This window comes from Mesorhizobium subarcticum (assembly GCF_055456085.1).
Genome location: NZ_JBVBEG010000002.1, coordinates 580955 through 600978 on the forward strand (window position 1 = coordinate 580955; position 20024 = coordinate 600978).

Annotated in this window: 10 protein-coding genes and 13 pseudogenes; 9 read left to right on the forward strand and 14 right to left on the reverse strand. The window is 60.6% G+C overall.

Features of this window, described 5'->3' with window-relative positions:
- Positions 1 to 252: 252 nt before the first annotated feature.
- Positions 253 to 1376: pseudogene (locus tag ACZYHG_RS34735) on the reverse strand (IS110 family RNA-guided transposase).
- 134 nt (positions 1377 to 1510) lie between these two features.
- Between ACZYHG_RS34735 and ACZYHG_RS34740 the strand changes: the two are divergent.
- The 3 genes and pseudogenes from ACZYHG_RS34740 to ACZYHG_RS34750 all read left to right on the forward strand — a co-directional run.
- Positions 1511 to 1899: pseudogene (locus ACZYHG_RS34740) on the forward strand (IS110 family transposase); the annotation flags it as partial.
- A gap of 174 nt (positions 1900 to 2073) precedes the next feature.
- Positions 2074 to 2508 (forward strand): hypothetical protein, encoded by a 435-nt coding sequence (locus ACZYHG_RS34745; protein WP_464614949.1) that lies wholly within the window; start codon positions 2074 to 2076, stop codon positions 2506 to 2508.
- 118 nt (positions 2509 to 2626) lie between these two features.
- Positions 2627 to 2824: pseudogene (locus ACZYHG_RS34750) on the forward strand (IS110 family transposase); the annotation flags it as partial.
- 329 nt (positions 2825 to 3153) lie between these two features.
- Here ACZYHG_RS34750 and tnpC read toward each other — a convergent pair.
- Entirely contained in the window at positions 3154 to 4716 is a 1563-nt protein-coding gene (tnpC, locus tag ACZYHG_RS34755) for an IS66 family transposase (RefSeq protein ID WP_464614950.1), read from the reverse strand.
- 12 nt (positions 4717 to 4728) lie between these two features.
- Positions 4729 to 6011: pseudogene (locus tag ACZYHG_RS34760) on the reverse strand (ATP-grasp domain-containing protein).
- Positions 6012 to 6151: 140 nt separating this feature from the next.
- Here ACZYHG_RS34760 and ACZYHG_RS34765 point away from each other — a divergent pair.
- Positions 6152 to 6409 (forward strand): hypothetical protein, encoded by a 258-nt coding sequence (locus tag ACZYHG_RS34765; RefSeq protein WP_464614951.1) that lies wholly within the window; start codon positions 6152 to 6154, stop codon positions 6407 to 6409.
- Between the two features lie 166 nt (positions 6410 to 6575).
- Here ACZYHG_RS34765 and ACZYHG_RS34770 read toward each other — a convergent pair.
- Positions 6576 to 6828, reverse strand: a pseudogene (locus ACZYHG_RS34770) (CapA family protein); the annotation flags it as partial.
- Positions 6829 to 7235: 407 nt separating this feature from the next.
- Here ACZYHG_RS34770 and ACZYHG_RS34775 point away from each other — a divergent pair.
- Positions 7236 to 7358 (forward strand): annotated as a pseudogene (locus ACZYHG_RS34775) (IS110 family transposase); the annotation flags it as partial.
- Positions 7359 to 7615: 257 nt separating this feature from the next.
- On the opposite strand, the pseudogene ACZYHG_RS34780 reads toward ACZYHG_RS34775, so the two are convergent.
- A pseudogene (locus ACZYHG_RS34780) lies at positions 7616 to 8057 on the reverse strand (IS110 family transposase); the annotation flags it as partial.
- 264 nt (positions 8058 to 8321) lie between these two features.
- On the opposite strand from ACZYHG_RS34780, the pseudogene ACZYHG_RS34785 reads away from it, so the two are divergent.
- Positions 8322 to 9348, forward strand: a pseudogene (locus tag ACZYHG_RS34785) (IS110 family RNA-guided transposase).
- 199 nt (positions 9349 to 9547) lie between these two features.
- Here the strand turns inward: ACZYHG_RS34785 and ACZYHG_RS34790 are convergent.
- The 7 genes and pseudogenes from ACZYHG_RS34790 to ACZYHG_RS34820 form a co-directional block, all read right to left on the reverse strand.
- A complete protein-coding gene (locus ACZYHG_RS34790; protein WP_464614952.1) occupies positions 9548 to 9853 on the reverse strand; it encodes a transposase in 306 nt (101 codons plus the stop codon).
- 64 nt (positions 9854 to 9917) lie between these two features.
- Positions 9918 to 10322, reverse strand: a pseudogene (locus tag ACZYHG_RS34795) (transposase); the annotation flags it as partial.
- Positions 10323 to 10684: 362 nt separating this feature from the next.
- A pseudogene (locus tag ACZYHG_RS34800) lies at positions 10685 to 11843 on the reverse strand (IS110 family RNA-guided transposase).
- A 244-nt stretch (positions 11844 to 12087) separates the two neighbouring features.
- Positions 12088 to 12876, reverse strand: a pseudogene (locus tag ACZYHG_RS34805) (IS110 family RNA-guided transposase); the annotation flags it as partial.
- 84 nt (positions 12877 to 12960) lie between these two features.
- Positions 12961 to 13194, reverse strand: a pseudogene (locus tag ACZYHG_RS34810) (tyrosine-type recombinase/integrase); the annotation flags it as partial.
- A gap of 127 nt (positions 13195 to 13321) precedes the next feature.
- A complete protein-coding gene (locus ACZYHG_RS34815; protein ID WP_464614953.1) occupies positions 13322 to 14320 on the reverse strand; it encodes a site-specific integrase in 999 nt (332 codons plus the stop codon).
- A pseudogene (locus ACZYHG_RS34820) lies at positions 14317 to 14511 on the reverse strand (tyrosine-type recombinase/integrase); the annotation flags it as partial. The pseudogene ACZYHG_RS34820 and the gene ACZYHG_RS34815, both read right to left, overlap by 4 nt.
- A 119-nt stretch (positions 14512 to 14630) precedes the next feature.
- On the opposite strand from ACZYHG_RS34820, the gene ACZYHG_RS34825 reads away from it, so the two are divergent.
- The 3 genes from ACZYHG_RS34825 to ACZYHG_RS34835 are packed head-to-tail and all read left to right on the forward strand — an operon-like array spanning position 14631 to position 17850.
- Positions 14631 to 15920, forward strand: a complete 1290-nt coding sequence (locus ACZYHG_RS34825) for a site-specific integrase (RefSeq protein WP_464614954.1) — start codon at positions 14631 to 14633, stop codon at positions 15918 to 15920.
- Entirely contained in the window at positions 15917 to 16855 is a 939-nt protein-coding gene (locus ACZYHG_RS34830) for a tyrosine-type recombinase/integrase (RefSeq protein ID WP_464614955.1), read from the forward strand. Before ACZYHG_RS34825 ends, ACZYHG_RS34830 begins: the two co-directional genes overlap by 4 nt.
- Complete coding sequence (locus ACZYHG_RS34835; RefSeq protein ID WP_258580649.1) at positions 16852 to 17850, forward strand: site-specific integrase; 999 nt, start codon at positions 16852 to 16854, stop codon at positions 17848 to 17850. Before ACZYHG_RS34830 ends, ACZYHG_RS34835 begins: the two co-directional genes overlap by 4 nt.
- Here ACZYHG_RS34835 and ACZYHG_RS34840 read toward each other — a convergent pair.
- Positions 17753 to 18688, reverse strand: coding sequence for a tyrosine-type recombinase/integrase (locus ACZYHG_RS34840; protein WP_464614956.1), 936 nt, complete (start codon positions 18686 to 18688; stop codon positions 17753 to 17755). The two genes, ACZYHG_RS34835 and ACZYHG_RS34840, sit on opposite strands and share 98 nt — an antisense overlap.
- Complete coding sequence (locus ACZYHG_RS34845) at positions 18685 to 19917, reverse strand: site-specific integrase (protein ID WP_464614957.1); 1233 nt, start codon at positions 19915 to 19917, stop codon at positions 18685 to 18687. The genes ACZYHG_RS34840 and ACZYHG_RS34845 overlap by 4 nt, the downstream gene beginning before the upstream one ends.
- Positions 19918 to 20024: the final 107 nt, after the last annotated feature.

Genomic DNA, 20024 nt, shown 5'->3' on the forward strand with positions numbered 1-20024 from the left:
GCTACTTGGCGCAAGTGCGTGAAGCAGTCGGATGGCTGAAGCTGCGCAGGGCTGGGGGTGGAGCTCAGAGACGACGGTGGTCAGACTCTCATCCGCGCGTTGGATACCGCCTTCCGTGTCTTCGTCTCGGGGCTGTCCTCGGTCTAGGGGGGCGGGCGTCGAGCACATTGGCTCGGCCACATAACTAGCGACGGGAATTCCCCACCGTGGCCCCACCCCCAACGCTGTGCAGCGGGTCGGGTCGAGACCTGTCTATGACGGTGCGACCTCCCGACCGATAGCCCACAAGAAGGCGGACATCTCGCGTGCGATCGCGGCCACGACCACTGGTGGCTTCTTGCCGGCGGCGCTGAGGCGACGATAGCGTGCGCAGAGTCTGATTTGCGCCTTCCAGGCGATGTCGCGGACAGCCTTCGGCAATCCCTCGAGCCGGAGCCTCAGCGCCTCGCTGACCCTGGCGGGATAGCGGTAAGTCCAGGCCGCTTCGACCAAAGCGCGGCGAGCGCGTCGATTGCCGGCGAGCGTAAGGCTTGACCGGCGGACGGTGTCGCCAGTCGAGCGCTCTCCCGGAACCAGACCGAGGAAGGCCATCAACTGCGGCGGCGTATCGAAGCGGCGCACATCCCCGATGTCGGCCGCGAAGATCACTGCGACCGGGAACGAGGCGCCGCGCATCGCCTGATAGGCCTCGACCACCCGCGCCATGGACCAGGTTGGCACGACGGCGCGCAACTGCTCGTCTAGGCGGCGTAGCCGCTGAGCCGCGTCCTCGATCGCATCGATCTTCACCTGGAACACGATCTGCTGCGCCGGATGCTCGAAGCTCTCGCGGGCAAGCCAGCGCCGGTGCGCCAATGTCCAATGACCGCCGCCCTCGTAGATCCGACCATGGCGCAGAAGGAAGGAGAGGAGTTGCTGGCGTTTGCGGCGTAGGTCGTCGGCTGCGGCTTCCCGAGCCCGGACCAGATCGCGAACAGCCTCGTGGACCACGTCGGGCACCCATACCCCGGTCAGCTCGCCCGCTCGGTGCAGCCGCGCCAGCGTGACCGCGTCCCGTCGGTTCGTCTTGACTCGCTCGCCCGGCCGCTTCGGGATCAGGGCCGGCGCCACCACCATGCAGTCGTGACCAAGATCGCGAACCTGCCGGCACAGCCCATAACCCGTCGGCCCGGCTTCGAAGCAGACGTGCAGTCGATCATATTTTTTTTCCCAGCTGTCGACACCAGCTTCTTGATCGTCCGCTCTATCCCTGCCGGACTATTCTCCACCTCGCCGACAAACCGGACCTCGCCCGTGCGGCCGCCCTCCGCGATCGCCACCGCGTGCTTCTTCTTGGCTACGTCAAACGCGACTAATGCTTCGCTATACTCTCCCATGGCTCGCCCTCCGTGCGTGAGGATCGGCTCGGCCCATCCGAGCAACCCTCGTCTCTCAATCGCACGAAAGGGCCGGCCACCGATCTCAGCCCTGGAACATGACGTCTAGCGCCAGACATCAAGGACAGACGACCGTGGACTATTATGCCGGAATGATGTGTCATTGGAATGCTCCAGTGTTTGCGTTGTTGATGGGCAGGGCAAGATTGAGAGGGAAGTGAAGATGGGGAGCGAGCCGGAGGCGAGCCCGCTGTCGCAGTGGCTGTTTGCTGCTCCTGCAAGCATCCGGCCTGGCGGGTGGAGCTTCTCGAGACGCGCCATGTGCGCGATGCCTTCAAGGCGATGCCTGTGAAGAACGGATCGTAAGGACGCTCGCGGCATTGCCCAACTCATGCGGCTTGGCTGGTTCCGGCCTGTGCACTGCAAGTCACTGCCGGCGCAGGAGGTCCGCGCCCTGCTGACCACCCGCAGGCTTCTGCAGTCGAAGCGGCTCGATGTCGAGATTAGCATCCGCGGCGTTTTGCGCGGCTTTGGCCTGAAGGTTGGCCCGACGACGCCGAGCAGCGGGTTCCCGAGCTGGTGGCCCATCATGTCCTGCTTGGTGAGTTCAAGACGATCGAGAGGCGTCTTGCCGGCCTGGCGCGGCGCGATGAGCAGGTGCTCAATCTGACGAGCGTCCCGGGGATCGGGAGCTTTGGTGGCGTTGACCTTTTGGGCGGCCGATCTGACGCTCGAGCGATTCCTGTCGGAACTGCGACGGCCTGGAAGGAGGGCGAAATCCGCCCGACCCGACCGGAAAAAGCCAGCCGAAGCAACAACGAGGCCGCCGGCGTCCCGACTCTTCGCCCGCGTCACCAACGAACTGCAAGCGTCGTTCGACGAAGAGCCGTGGCGGACCAGCCGTGAATTGCTGGAGCGTCTGCAGGCGGAGCGTCCGGGGCCGTATCCCGATCACCTTCTGCGCACGCTGCAGCGTCGCCTGAAGATAGGCGGGAGGAAAAGGCTCACGCGATGTGTTCGGCGCGATGCGGTTCGGGCCGTCAAGCGAGCCAATGGCGAATTGAACCGGACCCAGTCGTGGGGAACTTATGCCGAGGCAACGCAAATGTCCGTCGGGAGCATTCCACCGTGAGGCCAATACGAGTCTCACCTTGATTGATCTGGTGGAACGGCACGCTACGACAGCATCCAGGTGCTAAAACGCGGGTCGTCGCTATTAACGCCACGTCAGGAGCCGTTCCGTCAGGCAGATTACCACCATCGGGTTAGATTTGGCCAAGCAGTTCTTTCAGGTTTATGCCGCCGACGCAGAGGGTTTTCCTGTCCTCAACCGCAAGCTGCGCCGGGCCGAAGTGCTTAGGCTTTTCGAAAAGCAACCAGCATGCTTGGTTGAGATCGAAGCCTGCGGCAACGCGCATCATTGGGCGCGTGAAAATGCCTCGCTCGGCACGAGGTGCGGTGCATTGAGGCTTGGATCGCGCAAAGCGCGTAGTGAACGCCTAAGTCAATTCCAACAAGAAGGGCCTGATCGGCGTACTAGTTGGCAGAGGCGAGGTGCAAGATAAGACGATGATCCCCGGGGACGAATCCCAAGAAGAATGAGGTCGCGGCGATATGCGCTTAGAGCGCGTTTGTTTTGATCAATCCTTCCTAGTGAAGACTCCTTTGTTGAAAAGCTCACGGCTCCACTTCGTCAACTGGCGAACAGTTCCCTGTAGCCGTTCGTCACTATGCGCCATTTCTTCTTCGCTCGCATCGGCGGAAGCATCGGAAGCGGTTAGCTGATGGCGTCTGGCTCGAAGTTCCAGGGCATGAGCATGTCGATTTCGGCTGCGGACCAGCGTTGAGCGATGCGGGTCAAGGTCTGGGAGAGCCAGGCGAGCGGATCGACGTTGTTCATTTTGGCAGTTTGCAGAAGGGTCGCCACGGTCGCCCAAGTTCGTCCACCGCCCTCGCTGCCGGCAAATAGGCTGTTTTTACGCGTAATTGTCTGGGGCCTGATAGCGCGCTCGACGATGTTGGGTCGATTTCGATGCGACCGTCCATGAGAAAGCGTTCCAGCGCCTCGCGCCGGGTGAGCGCGTAGCGGATCGCCTCGGCAGTTTTGGATTTTCCGGAGACTTTGCCCAGTTCCTTTTCCACTGCTCGAAGAGGCTCGCGACGATGGCCGCGGACTTTTCCTGACGCAGCGCAGTGCGGCGATCGGCATTCTTGCCGCGAACCTCGTTTCCTCGACCTCCCACAGTTTGCTCATGGCTGTGACCGAGGCCGTCGCGCCCTGCGAGATCCCACTGATATGCAGTTCGTAAAACTTGCGCCGCAGATGCGCCCAACATCCTGCGAGTTTGATCGTTTCGTTGCTGCCGGATTTGGCCCGCGCCTTGACCAGGTTGGTATAGGCGGAGTAGCCATCCACCTGCAGGATGCCGTTGAATCCGGCGAGATGGCGCGCGACGCAATCCGCACCCCTGCTGTCTTCAAAGCGATAGGCAACCATCGGCGGACTGGTGCCGCCGAACGGTCGATCATCGCGCGCATCGGCCCATAGCCAGGCTTTCGTGGTCTTCCCGGAACCGGGGGCAAGCGTGGGCAAGGACGTCTCATCGGCAAAGACCCTTTCGCCCTCCTTGATGCGCTCCAGAATGTAATCAGCAAGCATCTGCAGCTCGAAGCCCAGATGCCCCATCCACTGCGCCATCAGCGATCGGCTGAGTTCGACGCCATCACGCAGATAGATCGCCTCCTGCCGGTAAAGCGGAAGGCCATCGGCGTATTTCGACACGGCGATATAGGCAAGCAGCTGCTCTGTCGGCAGGCCGCTTTCGATGATGTGCGCCGGCGCCAGTGCCTGGACCACGCCGTCCCGATCCCGGAAGGCATATTTGGGACGGCGCGTCACGATGACCCGGAACTTCGGCGGCACGACGTCCAGCCGCTCGGACCGATCCTCGCCGATCAGAACCTTTTCCAGCCCTGCGCAGTCGGCTGGGATTTCCGGTTCGACAACTTCCTCGATGCGTTCGAGATGAGCGGCAAAGCCCTTGCGCGGACGCGGGGCACGCTTCGGCTTGTCCTGACCGCGTGATCGAGTTCGCTCTGGATCGCGGAAAGGCCAGTCTCGACCTCTTCGAAGGCAAGGAAGCCTGCTCGTCGTTGATGACAGGCGCAGCCGTTCGGAACGCTTGCCGTATTGCGCGCGCTCCAGCACCTTCAGGATCGACGTGAGGTTGGCGATCCGCTCGTTGGAGCTTCTCTCGACGGCCGTCGGCCGGGCGACCTCCGCCGTCGCTGCTGCAAGCTGAGCTTGTGTCGCCGAGATGCTCGGCGATCTCTGTTGCATCAATGGCGATGATCACCCTTCGCCCGAGGGCGCTTGCGCAGGTGCGGACACGTGAGAGGCCGCTGATGGTTCCTGTTCGGTCGGAAATGGTGTGATCGACCAATTGATTGAGTCAACAGCACGCTGAAGTACTGCTTGCGTCCCAGCACGGCTAGGTGAAGCGGCGAGGACATATCCGATGAAGTCTCGGTAATCGCCTTTCCTGACGATCGGCGTCTTGGGTTTGACATACAATTTCACCTCGACGACACCTGGTATATCAGCCGCCCGACTGTCGCCATCGATCCAATCGAGGATACCATCGCGATCAGGAATCAGAAGCCGCTCGGTCGCAACATGCGAATGCCTTTTGTGCAAATTCCATTGCTCGCCGATCACGAGCTTGATGTGTTCGGTGACCAGATCGATACCGTGAGCCGCCTCAACCGTTTGAGCACCGCCACCAAGACGCGGATTGACCTCAATGACGACTGGGCCACGCTTGGTCCACCGCAGTTCAATGTTCGTTGGCCCCCAGCCAAGCCCGAGAGCTCGCAAACAGCTCAGCGAAACATCGACGATACACCTATGCTCGTCTTCAGTCAGCGGGGCTGGATCGGTCCCCCCAAGATAGACAAAATACGGGGGGGAGCGAAATCACAGGTAGAGATACAAACGACTTCATTTCCCATTATTGTAGCGCTATACTGGGGACCTTGTGCGAATTCCTCGACCAGTATTCTCGGCGAGGACCGCCATATGTGCCTCCCGCCCAACAAATAGGTCGTATGTTCGGCTAACTCATCGACATTGCGGCACAATCGGACACCGATGCTGCCGCTGCCCACGGCTGGCTTAACAACCACCGGCAGGCCGATCTCAGCGGCAAAGCTTTCTACCTCCGCCGCATTCGCTGCAACGCGATAAGCAGGTATTAGAACGCCAGCCTGCGCGAGAAGCTGACGTTGAGTGAATTTGTCGCTGCATCGTTCGACGGATGCGGGGTTCGGTCCTGGTAGATCGAAGTGCCGGCAGAGTTTGCCAACTGTCGTAGAGACCGACTCGTCGTCGCCTGCTAGGCCAGTAATGCCAGCAATGTCATATGTAGCACGCAGCCTGGAACATTCGCCGATCAGCGCATCGAGATTGCCTGTATCGACACGAATTGCCTCACTTTCTTCCGCCGCAAGATAGTCGTACTGAGCCGGATCAACCGACAGGGTAATTGGATGAAGACCAAGACGCTGGGCCGCTTTCACATATAGAAGACCATTGCTCCTTGTGCCTTCAACCAGGATGAGCGCTCTTCTTGCCATTGGCATTGACCTCCGTTGCGTGCTGTGCGGCGGTCCGAACGTAAAATCGGCGTTGGCTCATATTCACGCCTGCCTTCAGACCTTGCGGTGAACCTAGCATCGTCAGCGATCTGCGACCGCAAAGATTCTGTAAAGTTATTTTGAACAATCTGTTGCTGGCGGATAGGTTGGCGAGCAACCAAAAGACTTCTGGTGCGTTCATCGATCCGTTCTGCATTTCCTCGGTAGCGAACTTGGTCGGAGGCGTCGGCTCAGATGGCCGTAACCTCGGGTCGGTGGCTTGCCAGGCGGGATCGTTGAAAGCACCGCCGCACGCAATTAAAGCTGAAGCCGAGGATCATCCACGGGTCGGCAAATCGGAAGTCGAGACTGTCGCCATCAGCCAGCTGATGAGCTGATGGCGACAGTCCCATTTACTGGTCCCGTTGACTCCCATGCGCCCCTGTCGCGGACGCGTACAGACAGCTCGATTCAGCCAGCGTAAGTGCTCAAACAGCTCCTCGCCGGCCCCAACATCCCCGTTTGGTGAGCCGACATGATTCAGTTTGGCGCAGCCGAGCCGCCTCATTGCGACGAGGTCGGATTCAATCTGATCACTCCAACTTCGTTCTCGATGGTGATCTCGGTCCCAAATGGGCTCGAGAGCTTCTGTAGGCGCTCCAGAATGGCTTCGGCTTGGGGCGTGGGGGCAAGTTGCGGGACGCCCCGGTTGGCAAACCTCTCCGAAAAACCGAGTTCGAATCGGATACAATCGCAATTTAGCAAGCTGGTTCTGCTCAAACCGACTCACCACGATAACGCTCTCGTAGAAAATGGGCGCGGCGAGTGCGCCCACAAAGCCGTCGGAACTGCTACCATCGTGAAGCCGTCGGCAACGTTCGTTGCAATGGAACCGACCGTATCATAGCTAGCACCCTGCTGGACCGGACTCCGGTCTAAATGTTTTTCCATAGTTTCCTCAATGGATTGACTGACTATAAGCAAGCCGTCCGCCTTTATGTCTTGGAAACGGCTAGCTTGGGTGCCGGGTCCAAACGACCAAACAGGATTTGTCGACCTCCGTGCTGAACACCGCGCCGTTTTGGAACTGCTGGCAAGGTGCACCGCATCCACTTCCACAGCCCGATCAGCAAGATCTGTGCCGTATTTAGCTTCATCCTGATGTCCTCCGGATATTCGCGAGTACGCGTTCGGTATCCCTCGGTGTCCCTGTCCTCGCGCGGGCGGCCTTCGACAACGAAGGCCAAGGTGGCGTTGGCGCGCAAGCTTGCGGTGGTCCTGCACCGCATGCTCGCCGACGGAACTGCCTTCAACGTCGCGGCAAAGACGACGACGGCAGCCGCTTAAGAAGGGGAGAACCACGGTTTTCGGGGCGGGTCACGACACCAGGCCTTCCCGAAGCGAAGTCCCGTCGCCGGGACGATGGATCAGGTCAGACCGCAACTTCGGACGTCGGCATTGCGACCACGCGGCTTGAGATTGGCTCGGCCTCATCCTCTTCATACCCCATCAGGTGGCGGCCGTCGCGCCGACTCCGTACAGAAGCCAGACCCCGGCGATTGGATGACGCAAAAGAGGCATTGACTTATCGAGGCCCGTTACAGAAGCCCGAAGTTGCGCAACAGCCCGCGGATGTCGTTCTCGATGGCAATCGGCTTTTCTTTTAAGAGCTTGCGCGCCGTCAGCAGCGCCCGGCGCTTCTGGCTCGTCAGGGTCTTGACATGCACCGGGCGGAACAGATTGACCCGCGCATCATCTGCGCGATCCCTCGCGCATCATTGCGGTCGGTCTTGTTCGGCTGCGCCTTCAGGAAAGCGTTGACGTGACGTGTCTCAATGCAAACCACTGGGAAGCCAGCTTTGGCAAGCCCCCCGAACAGCCATTGCGACAAAGGTCCGGCTTCAAGCCCGACGCGTGCCAACCGCCAGGTGGGATTCTTGAGCACCCGCGCAAGATCCTCGGGGTGGGTCGGCACCTTCACCTCGCGGCACACCGTGCCTGTTTCGTCGACCATGCAAATTGCGGTCTCTTCACCGAGACGTCCAATCCTGCATATGTTTCATGCTGTGCTTCTCCTTTCTGATGCTTGTGGCTGTTCCAGGGAACCGACCATGTTTCGTCATCAGCTCTAAGGCGCAGCACCTCGATGGCATCACCGCCAAACGATGAGGCTTAAGCCGAATACATGGGGTAATCGCGGGAGCGAATTGCCCAAGACTTAGCTATCGAAGTGGGTGGCTGTTCCCCGACAGGATGGAAATACGGGCTCACGACCTGACGCCGGGCCCAAGCATCGAATGGAGAACAGCCATGGAAGAATATATCGGTCTCGACGTGTCGATGAAAGAGACGGCGGTGTCGATCCGCCGCGAAGGCAAGCGCGTCTGGCGTGGGAGGTGCGCCTCTGATCCAAAGGTCATTGCCGAGCTTGTCCGCAAGCGGGCGCCGGCCGCAAAGCGCGTCGTGTTCGAAACCGGGCCGCTATCGGTGTGGTTCTATCATTCGCTGCGTGCCGAGAGAGTGCCGGCGATCTGCATCGATGCTCGCCATGCCAAAGCTGCGCTCGATATGGCGCCGATACCAAAACCGACGCGAACGACGCCGACGGTTTGGCGCATCTTGCAGAAGTAGGGTTCTTAAGTGAGGTGCGGGTGAAAGGATTCGACAGCATGCTGACGCGCACGCTCGTGGTGGCACGCACGAGGGTGGTCAGGATCACGACCGAACTCTCAAACCAGATCCGGGGGCTCATGAAGAATTCGGACTGCTTGTTCCCGCCGGCAAAGGAAGCACGTTCGAGAAGAATGTCCGCAATCTCCTTGTCGACCAGGACGGGCTCGCTCCTATCGTATTGCCGATGCTGGAAGCTTGGCGCAGCATGCGCGTTCGGGCCGCTGAACTCGGGCGTCAGCTTGTCGCTGGTGCGCGTCAAAGCCGAGCGTGTCAGATTCTCATGTCGATCCCCGGTGTCGGCGCGATCACCGCGACTTCGTTCGTGACTGCCATTGAGGAGCCGGACAACTTCAAGAAATCCCGTGCAGTCGGCGCCTGGCTTGGCCTGACGACCCGACGATACCAATCGGGAGAGGTCGACTATGATGGCCACATATCCCGACGGGGCGATCGTCATTTGCGAGGGCTTCTCTACGAAGCTGCGACGGTCATTCTGACCCGCAGTTCGGCTGATAGCGGCCTGCGAACATGGGGTCTAAAACTCCGGGAGAGGATCGGCTTCAAACGAGCCGCCGTTGCCGTGGCACGAAAACTGGCGGTGACAATGCATGCGATGCTCAAGACCGGCGAGCTCTTCGACCGGACCGCCGGAGCGGCAGCGTGACAGCTTTGAGGATCGCGTTCAGTCTCTGAGCGCGCCGAGACGTCCCTGCCGGGACGTGGACAGAGCCATTCCGCTAGATGGGGTCGCACCGCTGGCTCAGCTGAGTGCGCCGAATACATTTGAAGGCTCCTCCCGCGAAGCTCCATCATGCGGCAACCGATGTTGACCGCGAAGACAACCCTGCACCCGTCACAGCGTCTTAGAAGTGCAAGATACTTGACGGCACCATTGCGATTAGGCAACCCCATCTGTCGATCACGCCCGCCGTCGGGCTCGCTTCCCGACCCTCAGGCTCCCGCGCCGCCATGACGAGGCTGTTGCTGATGGTCCGCAACAGGCCCTCCTCACGCCAGCGATAGAAGTACTTCTGCACCGTTGAAAAGCGTGGAAGTCTTTCGGCAGCAATCGCCACGCACCGCCCGACGAGCGAGTAAAGAAGTGCGTTCACTACCTCGCGCAGGTCCGTCTTGCGCGGCCGGCCGATGCGGTTCGCCAACGGCATCATCGGCGCAATCAGCGCCCACTCCGCATCGGTCAGGGCGCCTTCGCTGGCAATAAGAGACCTCTCTGGCGAGCGCGGTGATGGGGCCAACACCGGGAACGCTCATGAGACGCCGGCAGACCTCTTCCTTGCGAACGAGATCGAGAACCTGCTTCGTCAGACGGGCGAACTCTCCCAGCATGGTAGCAAGGATCGTCAGCAGCGGCTCGACCAGAGGCATGACGACCGGGTCCGCGCCGGCCAGTTCGCGCACACGACCAGCGAAGGCGGTTCGCGACGGCGTGCCCAGCTTGAGGCCGGCCTCCCGCAGGATCGCCCGCACCACGTTCTCGATGGTCCGCATTTCGTTCAGCACCGTGCGGCGGGCAACAAGCAGGGAGCGCCACAGACGGCATTGCCGGCTCTTCACATGCACCTGCCGATACCAGCCGGTGCGCATGATCTGCGCCAAGGCGCGGGCATCGTTCAAATCGAGGGGTGGGGTTTTGCGGTGAAGCGATTTATGATTCATATGTGGACGCCCCCGGTTGGCAATGGCTTTCTGTGAGCATTGATCGGTTGCTTTCATATGTCCGGCCTCACATGATGATTCTCCCGTCAACAGTTTTCGCATTGGTAATCCGAGGTGAGCTCTCTTCCTGCAGGGCCTGCCTGCTAACCTCACATCCGGCGGGATGATATCCCAACCACTGTCCCGCATTCGGGACGGGAGAGCTCCAAAGGAACGGCACCACTCTGTGAAGACGGCACTGAAGCACCACGCCGGACAACGGCGACGTTCCCTCGGTCACCGGGCTGCTTTGCCGTCGCAGAGCTGCCCGATCTCGATAATTATTATACGGCGGGCTTCATGGTCGCTCCCTCGGGTACGACACCATCGACGGCAAAGCGCCACAGAGCGATCAGCAACTTGCGAGCGAGGGCGACCACTATGAACCTTGCGGACGCGGCGGCCAGTAGAGCCGGTGCGTTCCCGGAACCAGGCGACCTGGGCAGCACCAGGCTGGTAGCGTTGCCAGAGCCAGGCCAGCTCCACCATCACCGTTCGAAGCTGCCGGTTCCCGGCCTTTCCGATCCCTTGCTCGCGTTCCACCCCACCACTGTTGTAAGGCGTCGCAGTAAGACCTGCATAAGATCCGAGCGCTTTGGCATTAGCGAAGCGACGGACGAAGGCCTCGCGGACCAATATTGTGGCACTTTGCACCCCTATGCCGCGCAGACTGCAGAGCTGCTGGATCATCCGACTGGCATCATCCGAAGCGGGCACCTCCGCTACGGCATCGCGGTCGTGTTCCAGCGTGGCGATCTGATCGAGAACGAGTTCCAGCCGGCTCAGCAACCGTTCGATCTTGGCGAGGGCGTGAGGTGGCATTGGGTCACCCAGACCGGTACGAAGGTCGGCCAGACGCCGCCGGCGGTTTTTCAGGAGCGGGTTGTAATCCTCGACGCCGAGCGTCGCGAGGACAGCACCGATCCGGTTGGCAAGGCTGACACGTTCGGACACGAGCTCTGTTCGTTCGCGGACAGAGCGCCGTGCATCCTCATCGGCTTCGTCAGGGATCGGTACCATGGAGCAGACGCGCGGTTCGCCGCGAAGCCACGCCAGCAGCGTACGCAGCAGTAACTCGGCGTCGATCCTGTCCGACTTTGCGCGACGCATGCGACGATCGACGGGCACGCTGGAAGGCTGGATGACATGGACCTCCACGCCTTTGGCAATCAGCCATCTGGCAAGCCAGAACCCGGACCATCCAGCTTCGTAGGTCGCAACGACCCGATCTACCGGGTGGCCGGCAGCAACAGCACGAGCACAATAGCCATCGATTGCGGACTGAAGAGCAAGCTTATCTGGCTCAATGGCGCGCTTCGCCTTGGTCTGCGGCAGGCCTGGCACCTGGGCCGCCAAAACCCAGTTTTTGTTGCTTAGTTCGATAGCCAGCACGAGCGTACGATCGTATTGGACAACTTCTGCGCCGTTGAATGATTGCGACATGATCAGGCCTCCAGAGCTTGAGATGGCGCAGTCTAACCTGCCTGCGCCGCAAATCATGGGATCTGTTTTGTGCGGAGCTGTTGGCCCGCTGGCCCTGATGGAAATCCGCGAACGAGATCCCTGATCAAGCTGGCGCATTCGAGACGCATTGAATCAGACGGGGTGTTCTCGTTCTTGGTCGATCATCTCGCATCACATTTTGCCGTCACCAACTCCTGTGTTCACCTGCTGCGGCTGGGGCCGGTCAGCAGGCGCCGATCCGGTAAGGATTGAACTGCTGCCCGCGGGCAAGAAGAGCCCAGGCAATCCGGGCGGTCTTGTTAGCGAGCGCGACTGAGACCAGCCTCACGGGTTTCTTCTCCAGCAGTGATTGCAGCCACTGGGCTCCTGGTGTCTCCTTGCCTCGATTGTGGCGGATCACGGCCGTGGCGCCGACGACAAGGAGCCGTCGCAAATAGCGGTCTCCCTGCTTCGAGATACCGCCGAGACGTTGTCTGTCACCGCTCGAGTTCTGTTTGGGTACGAGGCCGAGCCAGGCAGCGAACTGGCGCCCGGAGCGGAACTGGCCGGGCTCGCTGACGGTGGCCACGATAGCCGTGGCGGTGATCACGCCGATGCCAGGAACGGCGGCCAGGCGCCGGCTCGCTTCGTTCCGGCGGTGCCATTCGTGCAAAACCTTGTCGAGCTTCCGCAGTTCGTCTTCCAGTTCGAGGAGCCGACGAACCAGCGTCGACATCGCCACCTTCGCCATCTCCGGAAGCAGGGTCTGCGGATCATGCTCGTCGAAGACGGCGCGCGTAAGCTTTATGAGGTTCACCACGCCCGGGTTGCAGACTAGGCCGAACTCTGCCAGATGCGCCCGCAAGGCGTTCGCCGCCATCGTGCGCTGGCGCACGATCAGAGCTCGGGTCCGATGAACCATCAGGATGCTTTGCTGTTCCGGCGTCTTGACCGGAACGAAGCGCATGGTCGGGCGGCGGACGGCTTCGCAGATCGCCTCGGCATCTGCGGCGTCGTTCTTGCCCCGCTTCACTAATCGTGAGGTGACCATAATGCGGAGGAGCGCGGTCTGATCGGCAGATTCTCGCCGTTTTTGTCCATGTTCCTCCGCATTATTTCAGAGCGTGTCGAGCCAGGCGAGCACGCTCGCATCGCGCTTCCAAGATGGCTGGCCGCCGGGTGTGGTTGGAGCGGCGACCTTTTCCAGGGCTTTCCGCTTCGTTTCCAGATTGGCCCTGGCATAGTGGTTGGTCGTGTCGAGGCTCACATGGCCGAGCCAGCTTCGGATGACCGTAACGTCGACGCCCGCCGAGATGAGGTGCACGGCTGTCGTGTGCCGGCTATATCTTGGTCGACATAGCCGTCACTATCTACCCTGCCGGACTATGTCGGGTAGCTACGACTTCAAATGCAAGCATCTGAGAAACATGGAGATTTCCTGCAGAAACGCCCGAGCCACCCGACATAGTCTGCCCGATTTACAGGTTGTTCAAGAACCCCAACAAATTGTCGTCAGGTCGGTAGCGGGATGACTTACCGGAATATGGGGAGGTCTTTGCCAACGCCGCCTCCTTCATCGCCAACGTCGCCTCGAGATAGATCTGTGTGGTCTCGACCGATTCATGGCCGAGCCACAGAGCGATGACGGCGCGATCGACGCCCGCCTGCAGGAGGTCCATGGCCATCGTGTGCCTCAAACGATGAACAGTGACGCGCTTTCCATTCAGCGACGGGCAAATGGCAGAAGCGCTCTGGCGGTGTTTGTTCAGCATATACTGAACACCATGAACGCTCAGCCGCTCACCTCTGGCGCTGGGAAACAGGATACTCTCTTCTCCGCGCTGAGGCTCTTTCAGCCAGCTTCTCAAGACTGCGGTCGTAGACTTTGCGAATGGCGTGCAGCGTTCCTTGCGCCCTTTGCCAATGACGCGCAGGTGGGCGCCCGTTCCGAAGAACAGATCGTCGCGCTTGAGACCGGTGATCTCCGATAGCCGCAATCCGGTCTGCACGGCGACCAGCAGGAACGCGTGATCACGTCGCCCGGACCAGGTCGATTGATCCGGTGCGGCCAGCAAGGCATCGACCTCTGGGCGGGTCAGGAAATTGACCAGGGTTCGAGTGAATCGCTTGCTGGGGATCGCGAGCACGCGTTGAATTTGGGCGGAATGCTCGGGTGCTTCGAAGGCCGCATAGCGAAAGAAGGAATGAATCGCCGTGAGGCGCAGGTTGCGGCTGCGGACGCTGATACCGTGATGGTTCTCCAGATCATCAAGGAAGGCAACGATCAACGGCGCGTCGATTTCCGCGAAGCTCAACCGAGACGGCGGCTTATGCACTGTTCGTGCAGTGAACTTCAGCAACTGCCGAAATGTGTCGCGATAGGAACTGATCGTATGGGGGCTTGCCTGCTGCTGTTGCATCAGGCGTTGGATGAAAAAGCGCTCCAAGAGTGGCGCCAGGCTGGCATGTTTGGTCATGTCCGATCCTCCCATCTGCGCTCGAGGCGGCGCATTGCTTCTTTCATCAGTTCGGGTGAACCGCTGAGGTACCATTGGGTATCGGCCACGTGGACATGGCCAAGATAGGTGGACAAAATGGGCAGGAGCCGCTCGGGATCCTGCTCGGCTTCGTACCACCGCACCAGCGTGTTCGTCGCGAACACATGCCGCTAATTCCGAGCTCGGAATTATCGGCATAACTCCGAGTGCCGGATTATTCCGAGTCACGCCATCGCTGCGGCGTAATTTTTTAATGATTGCAAGTAATTGGATCAGCGTCGGCCGTTGATTGCTCGGCATTATTCGGCTGCTCTTTCTGAGCGTGGACTTTCCCACGCTACAGGGAGACAGACGAATGCTTGATCTGAATGAGACGCTAGCCGAAGATCGCTGGATAGGCCGATTGGCTAGCCACCTGGATGGTTTCGAGGCTTTGCTCGATGGCCAGGGATACGCCAAAGCGACTGTTCGGGAGAAGATGAAGCTCCTGGCTGGTTTCAGTGCTTGGGTGGAGAGGCAGGATGTTCCGCTGAGCTTGCTCGGGGAAGAGGACGCAGATCGATTTCTGACGGAACTTGGTCGGCGCCCGAGGCGTGGCGATGCCTGGACCATTCGGCAGTTGCTCCGATATCTGCGCGACACGGGCGGCGTGCCGGTACCGCTGCTGGAGGTCGATACGAGCGCCAAGGGTAAGCTGATCGACGCATTTGGGGAATTCCTGCGCACCGAGCGTGGTCTCTCGGCATCGACATTGACGAACTATCTGCCGATTGTTCGTGGGTTCCTAGACGAACAGTTTGGCGGCAACGATCCGGATTTTGACCGCTTGCGAGTGGGCGACGTTCATCGGTTCATCGTGCGGCGCGCCCAGGCCGGTTCGCCCGGCCGCGCCAAGTTGGCGGTCACGGCGCTGCGTTCGTTTCTGCGCTTCCTCCAGCAACGCGGGTTGCTTGCCACCGATCTCGCTGTCGCGGTGCCTGGGATCGCCGGCTGGCGCTTGGCACATCTGCCGAAGGCGCTGCCTGCCGAACAGGTCGAACGGCTCCTTGCGTCTTGCGACAGGAGAACACCGGCCGGCCGCAGGGACTACGCGGTTCTGATGCTGCTCGCGCGCCTCGGCTTACGGGGTGGCGAAGTCTCAGCCTTGACCCTGGACGATCTCGACTGGGATTGCGGCGAGATCGTCGTGCATGGCAAGGGTCAACGGCTGGCGCGGCTGCCACTGCCGGCGGATGTCGGTGCCGCCTTGGTCGACTATCTGCGGCAAGATCGGCCTGCTTGCTCAACACGCCGCGTCTTCATTCGCATAAAGGCGCCCAGACGGAGTTTTGTCAGCCCGTCGACTATTTGCTGCATCGTCCATCGTGCGCTCAAGCGCGCCGGTCTGACGCCGGCGTTCAAGGGTGCGCACCTGTTGCGTCACTCACTCGCCACCGATCTGCTGCGCCGCGGCGCTTCGCTCGTTGAAATCGGTCAACTTCTCCGCCACAGCCAGCCGAACACGACACAGATCTATGCCAAAGTCGACATCGCGGCGTTGCGTGCCATTGCGCTACCCTGGCCAGGAGTCGCATCATGAGCGCGTTGCAAGCGGCGCTCGAAGAGTACCTGGCCGCGCGCCGCGCCCTCGGCCATAAGCTGCGTCTTTCCGGACGGTTGCTGCAGCGCTTCGTTGTCTTTGCCGAATCTTCCGGCGCCACCGTCATCACCACCGAGATTGCCCTGGCCTGGGCCATGCAGCCGGCAGAGGCACAGCCCGCCCAGTGGGCCAACCGGTTGGCGATGGTTCGCCGGCTCGCGCGCTATTGCAGCGCCATTGACCCGCAGACCGTCGTCCCGCCGCCCGACCTTCTTCCTCACCGGTATCGTCGGCCATCGTCGCCCTATGTTTACCGCGACGAAGAGATCACCCGACTGATCGACGCGGCAAAGCGCTTGCCGTCGACAGTCGGCCTTCGCCCGCAGACCTATGCCACGCTCTTCGGCTTGTACGCGGCGACCGGCATGCGCTGTAACGAACCGCTGCGTCTCGATCGCGGCGACACCGATCTCGTTGATGGCGTGCTGACGGTTCGCGACACGAAGTTCGGCAAGTCGCGCTACGTGCCGCTTCACCCCTCGACGCAACACGCTCTCAAAATCTATGCGGCCAGCCGAGACCGGTCATGCCCCAATCCCCTGAGCTCCAGCTTCTTCCTTTCCGAGCGCGGCATGCGTTTAACCGAATGGGCCGTGCGGTGGACGTTCGTCAAGCTGTCGCGCGAGGTCGGCCTCCGCGGCGCCAATGACTCCCGCGGGCCACGCCTGCACGACCTTCGCCACCGACTGGCCGTGACAACATTGCTGCGCTGGTATCGCAACGGCATCGATGTCGAACGCCACCTGCCCGAGTTGGCGACCTATCTCGGCCATGCCCACATCACCGACACCTATTGGTATTTGACGGCAACGCCGGAGCTGCTGCAGCAAGCGCTGCTGCGGGCGGAACAATCTCAGCCGGAATCCCGCCCATGAGCGCCGCCCCAACGTTCCCCGCTCTTCTTGAGGCCTTCTTCACCGATCGCCTCATCAGACAACGACAAGCAAGCCCGCATACGCTGGCGAGCTACCGCGATACCTTCTGCCTGCTGCTGGCCTATGCCCAGCGGCAGCTACGCAAGGGGGCCTCGCACGTCACCTTGCCGGATCTCGACACCGCCTTCCTTGGCGCCTTCCTCGATCATCTCGAACACGAACGCGACAACTGCGCCAGGAGCCGCAATGTCCGTCTTGCCGCCATCCATTCCTTCTTCCGCTATGTGGCCTTGCATGCGCCGGAACACAGCGCATTGGCTCAGCGCGTGCTCGCCATTCCGAGCAAGCGTTACGTGCGCCGGCCGGTCGCCTTCCTCAGTAGCGTCGAAGTCGCCGCCTTGCTCGCCGCCCCCGACCTCGGCAGCTGGATCGGGCGCCGTGACCGGGCGCTTCTGTTGCTGGCCGTGCAGACCGGCCTGCGTGCTGCCGAAATCGTCGGCCTTCGCTGCGAGGACATTGTCCTTGGCCCGGCCGCCTATGTGCAATGTCAGGGAAAGGGCCGAAAACTCCGCAATACCCCGCTTCGCAAGGATACGGTCACGGTGCTGCGTGCCTGGCTTGCCGAGCGACGCGGGCGGAGCGCCGATCCTGCCTTCCCGACGATAAGCGGCACGTCATTGAGTCACGACGCACTTCAATATCTGCTGAACAAGCACCTCGCCGTCGCACGTCGCCACTGCCCATCGCTGGCCAGCAAGCACGTAACGCCGCATGTCCTGAGGCATACCCTGGCAATGGACCTGCTCCAGCACGGCGTCGACCGCTCGGTCATTGCTCTGTGGCTGGGCCACGAGTCGGTCGAAACCACCGCCATCTATCTTCAGGCCGACATGAAGCTCAAGGAGCAAGCTCTGGCGAAGACCGACACGGCCGACATCCGGTTGGGCCGCTACAAGCCCGACGACCATCTCCTTGCATTCCTGAAGAGCCTCTGATTATGCCGACCCAACAGCCACAGATCGCCCGCACTCTTTGGCCTCCCGGACCGTCACTCGGAATAATCCGGCACTCGGAGTTATGCCGCATGTCATGCAGGCGCGGGCCGTGGCTGTCGGTTGCGCCGCGCAGGCCGATCTGGCGAGACAGAGCATAGAATGTTCGATGAATGTCTCCCACATCAAGGCGGTTGCCCAACTGGGAAGTGAACAAATAGGGAGACGCCGCCTGGGCTGCACAATGCTGCCGGCGGCGTTTGAGATAATCCTGGAGCACTGTGCTGGTTGATGCGTGCATCGGCACAAGACGGGACTTTCCGAACTTCGTGCCGCGGATCGTCAGCACAGCGGCATCGAAATCGATGTCCGAGAGCTTGAGGTTGCGGGCTTCGCCGAGGCGCAGGCCGGAAACGCTCAGCAATCCGAACAGGCAATAATAGGTCCACGGCCTGAGCTTACCGCGGGTATATCGGCACGGCATCTCAAGCGCTGCGGACAGGAGGCGCTCGATGTCTTCCTTTGAATAGAGATAAGGCCGTGCCCGCTTCGGGCGAAAGGGTAGCAAACCGTCTGGGGGAATCTGGGTCCGCGGATCAGTGGCAGCTCGATGACGGGCGAATACGCGGACGTAACCCAGCCGCCTCGCCCAATGCGAAGGCTGCGCATGCGATGGTCGCTGAGCCCAGGCAAGGGCCAGCTCCGTCGTGATATATGGCGTGTCGTTGGCCTCCAGGAAGGTGACGAAATCGATCAATCCTCTTCCCGCTTCTCGTAGCTTGAACCCCAATCCGCGGCGCATCTCGATATAGTCGTGGGCAGCCTGTCGGAGTGCGCTCATTGAACTTCTCCCGGCCATGCCACCGCCAATGTTCGCAGGGCGTTGAGGTCAACCTTGGCGTAAATCGCCGTTGTCTCCACATGACGGTGCCCCAGAACTTCGCCGATCTCACCGAGCGAGGCGCCGCCCCGCAGCATCTCTGAAGCGAGGCCGTGGCGGAACTGATGCGCTCCCTTGGTGGGAGCGTCGATCCCGGCCCTTTTGAGTGAGCGTCGGATAATTGACCCGAGTCCACTCTGGCCAGTGAAACCACGGATCGGGGCCTTGTCGCGCAAAAAGACGCGACGACTGGCATTGCGTGGACGCGACTTCCGCAGGTAGTAGGCAATCGCCTCGCCAACATCCGCAGGCAACGGAAGATCGTTGCGCTGCCCGTTCTTGCCAACCACATGGATCTCTCCGGCTGCCCAATCGATATTGTCGAGTTCGAGCGTCACCAGCTCGCTCGACCGCAATCCCAATCGCGCCAATGCGAGGATCATCGCATAATCGCGACATCCGATGGGCGTATCCCGATCAATGCTGGCGAGTAAACGAGCTACCTCTTCGCGGCCGATCGCACGAGGAATAGACGAGAGCGACCAGTTTGCCACGATCGGAACTGCTGCCGCCAAGTCTGACGTGATGTCTCCACGATAACGCGCATAGGAGAGAAACGACCGCAATGCGGTCGTCATGATTTTGGCGCGTCGCATGTTGAGGCGCGAAACCCTCTTTTGCACGAAATCGGTCACGTCGACGGCGCGCAGTTGCGCGAGCGACACCCCACCATCACTGAAGCGGTAGTTGAGAAAATCTCGAACGACTGGCCGGTAATTTATAATCGTTGGACGAGACAGCGCACGTGCATCCTGCAAATATTGCTCATATGCTAGCACATGTTGTTCTACCGGTGATGGACTGTACGGGGCCTCAATCTCTTCGGCGATTGCATTCTGGCTTCGTAAAAAAGCCAATAGATGCCGAAGAGCGGCGTTATCTCCACGCTTTGGCTGCTGCACTCGGTCCAGCAAATAACGCCCAGGATGGTCTCCACTTATGTCGCTTAGCTCAATCCCCTTTTGCCGGAGCCACTTGCTGAAGCCTGCAGCCATCAGCACCTGGTTCCTCAGGGAAAAAAGACCGTAGCCTCGATCAACAAGCCATTCGGCGAACGGAATAACGTAACTCGTCACCGGGCCCTCTGGCGGCCGCGACAACGCCAAATCATCATTGATGAAATACTTCATAGTTGGCTCCCTTTCCAAGCTGAATTGCTGGACGGGTTACAAACTATGTCTACACGCTATCTATAACTCTTTGAAATATTTGATCGAAATCTAGCTACCCGACATAG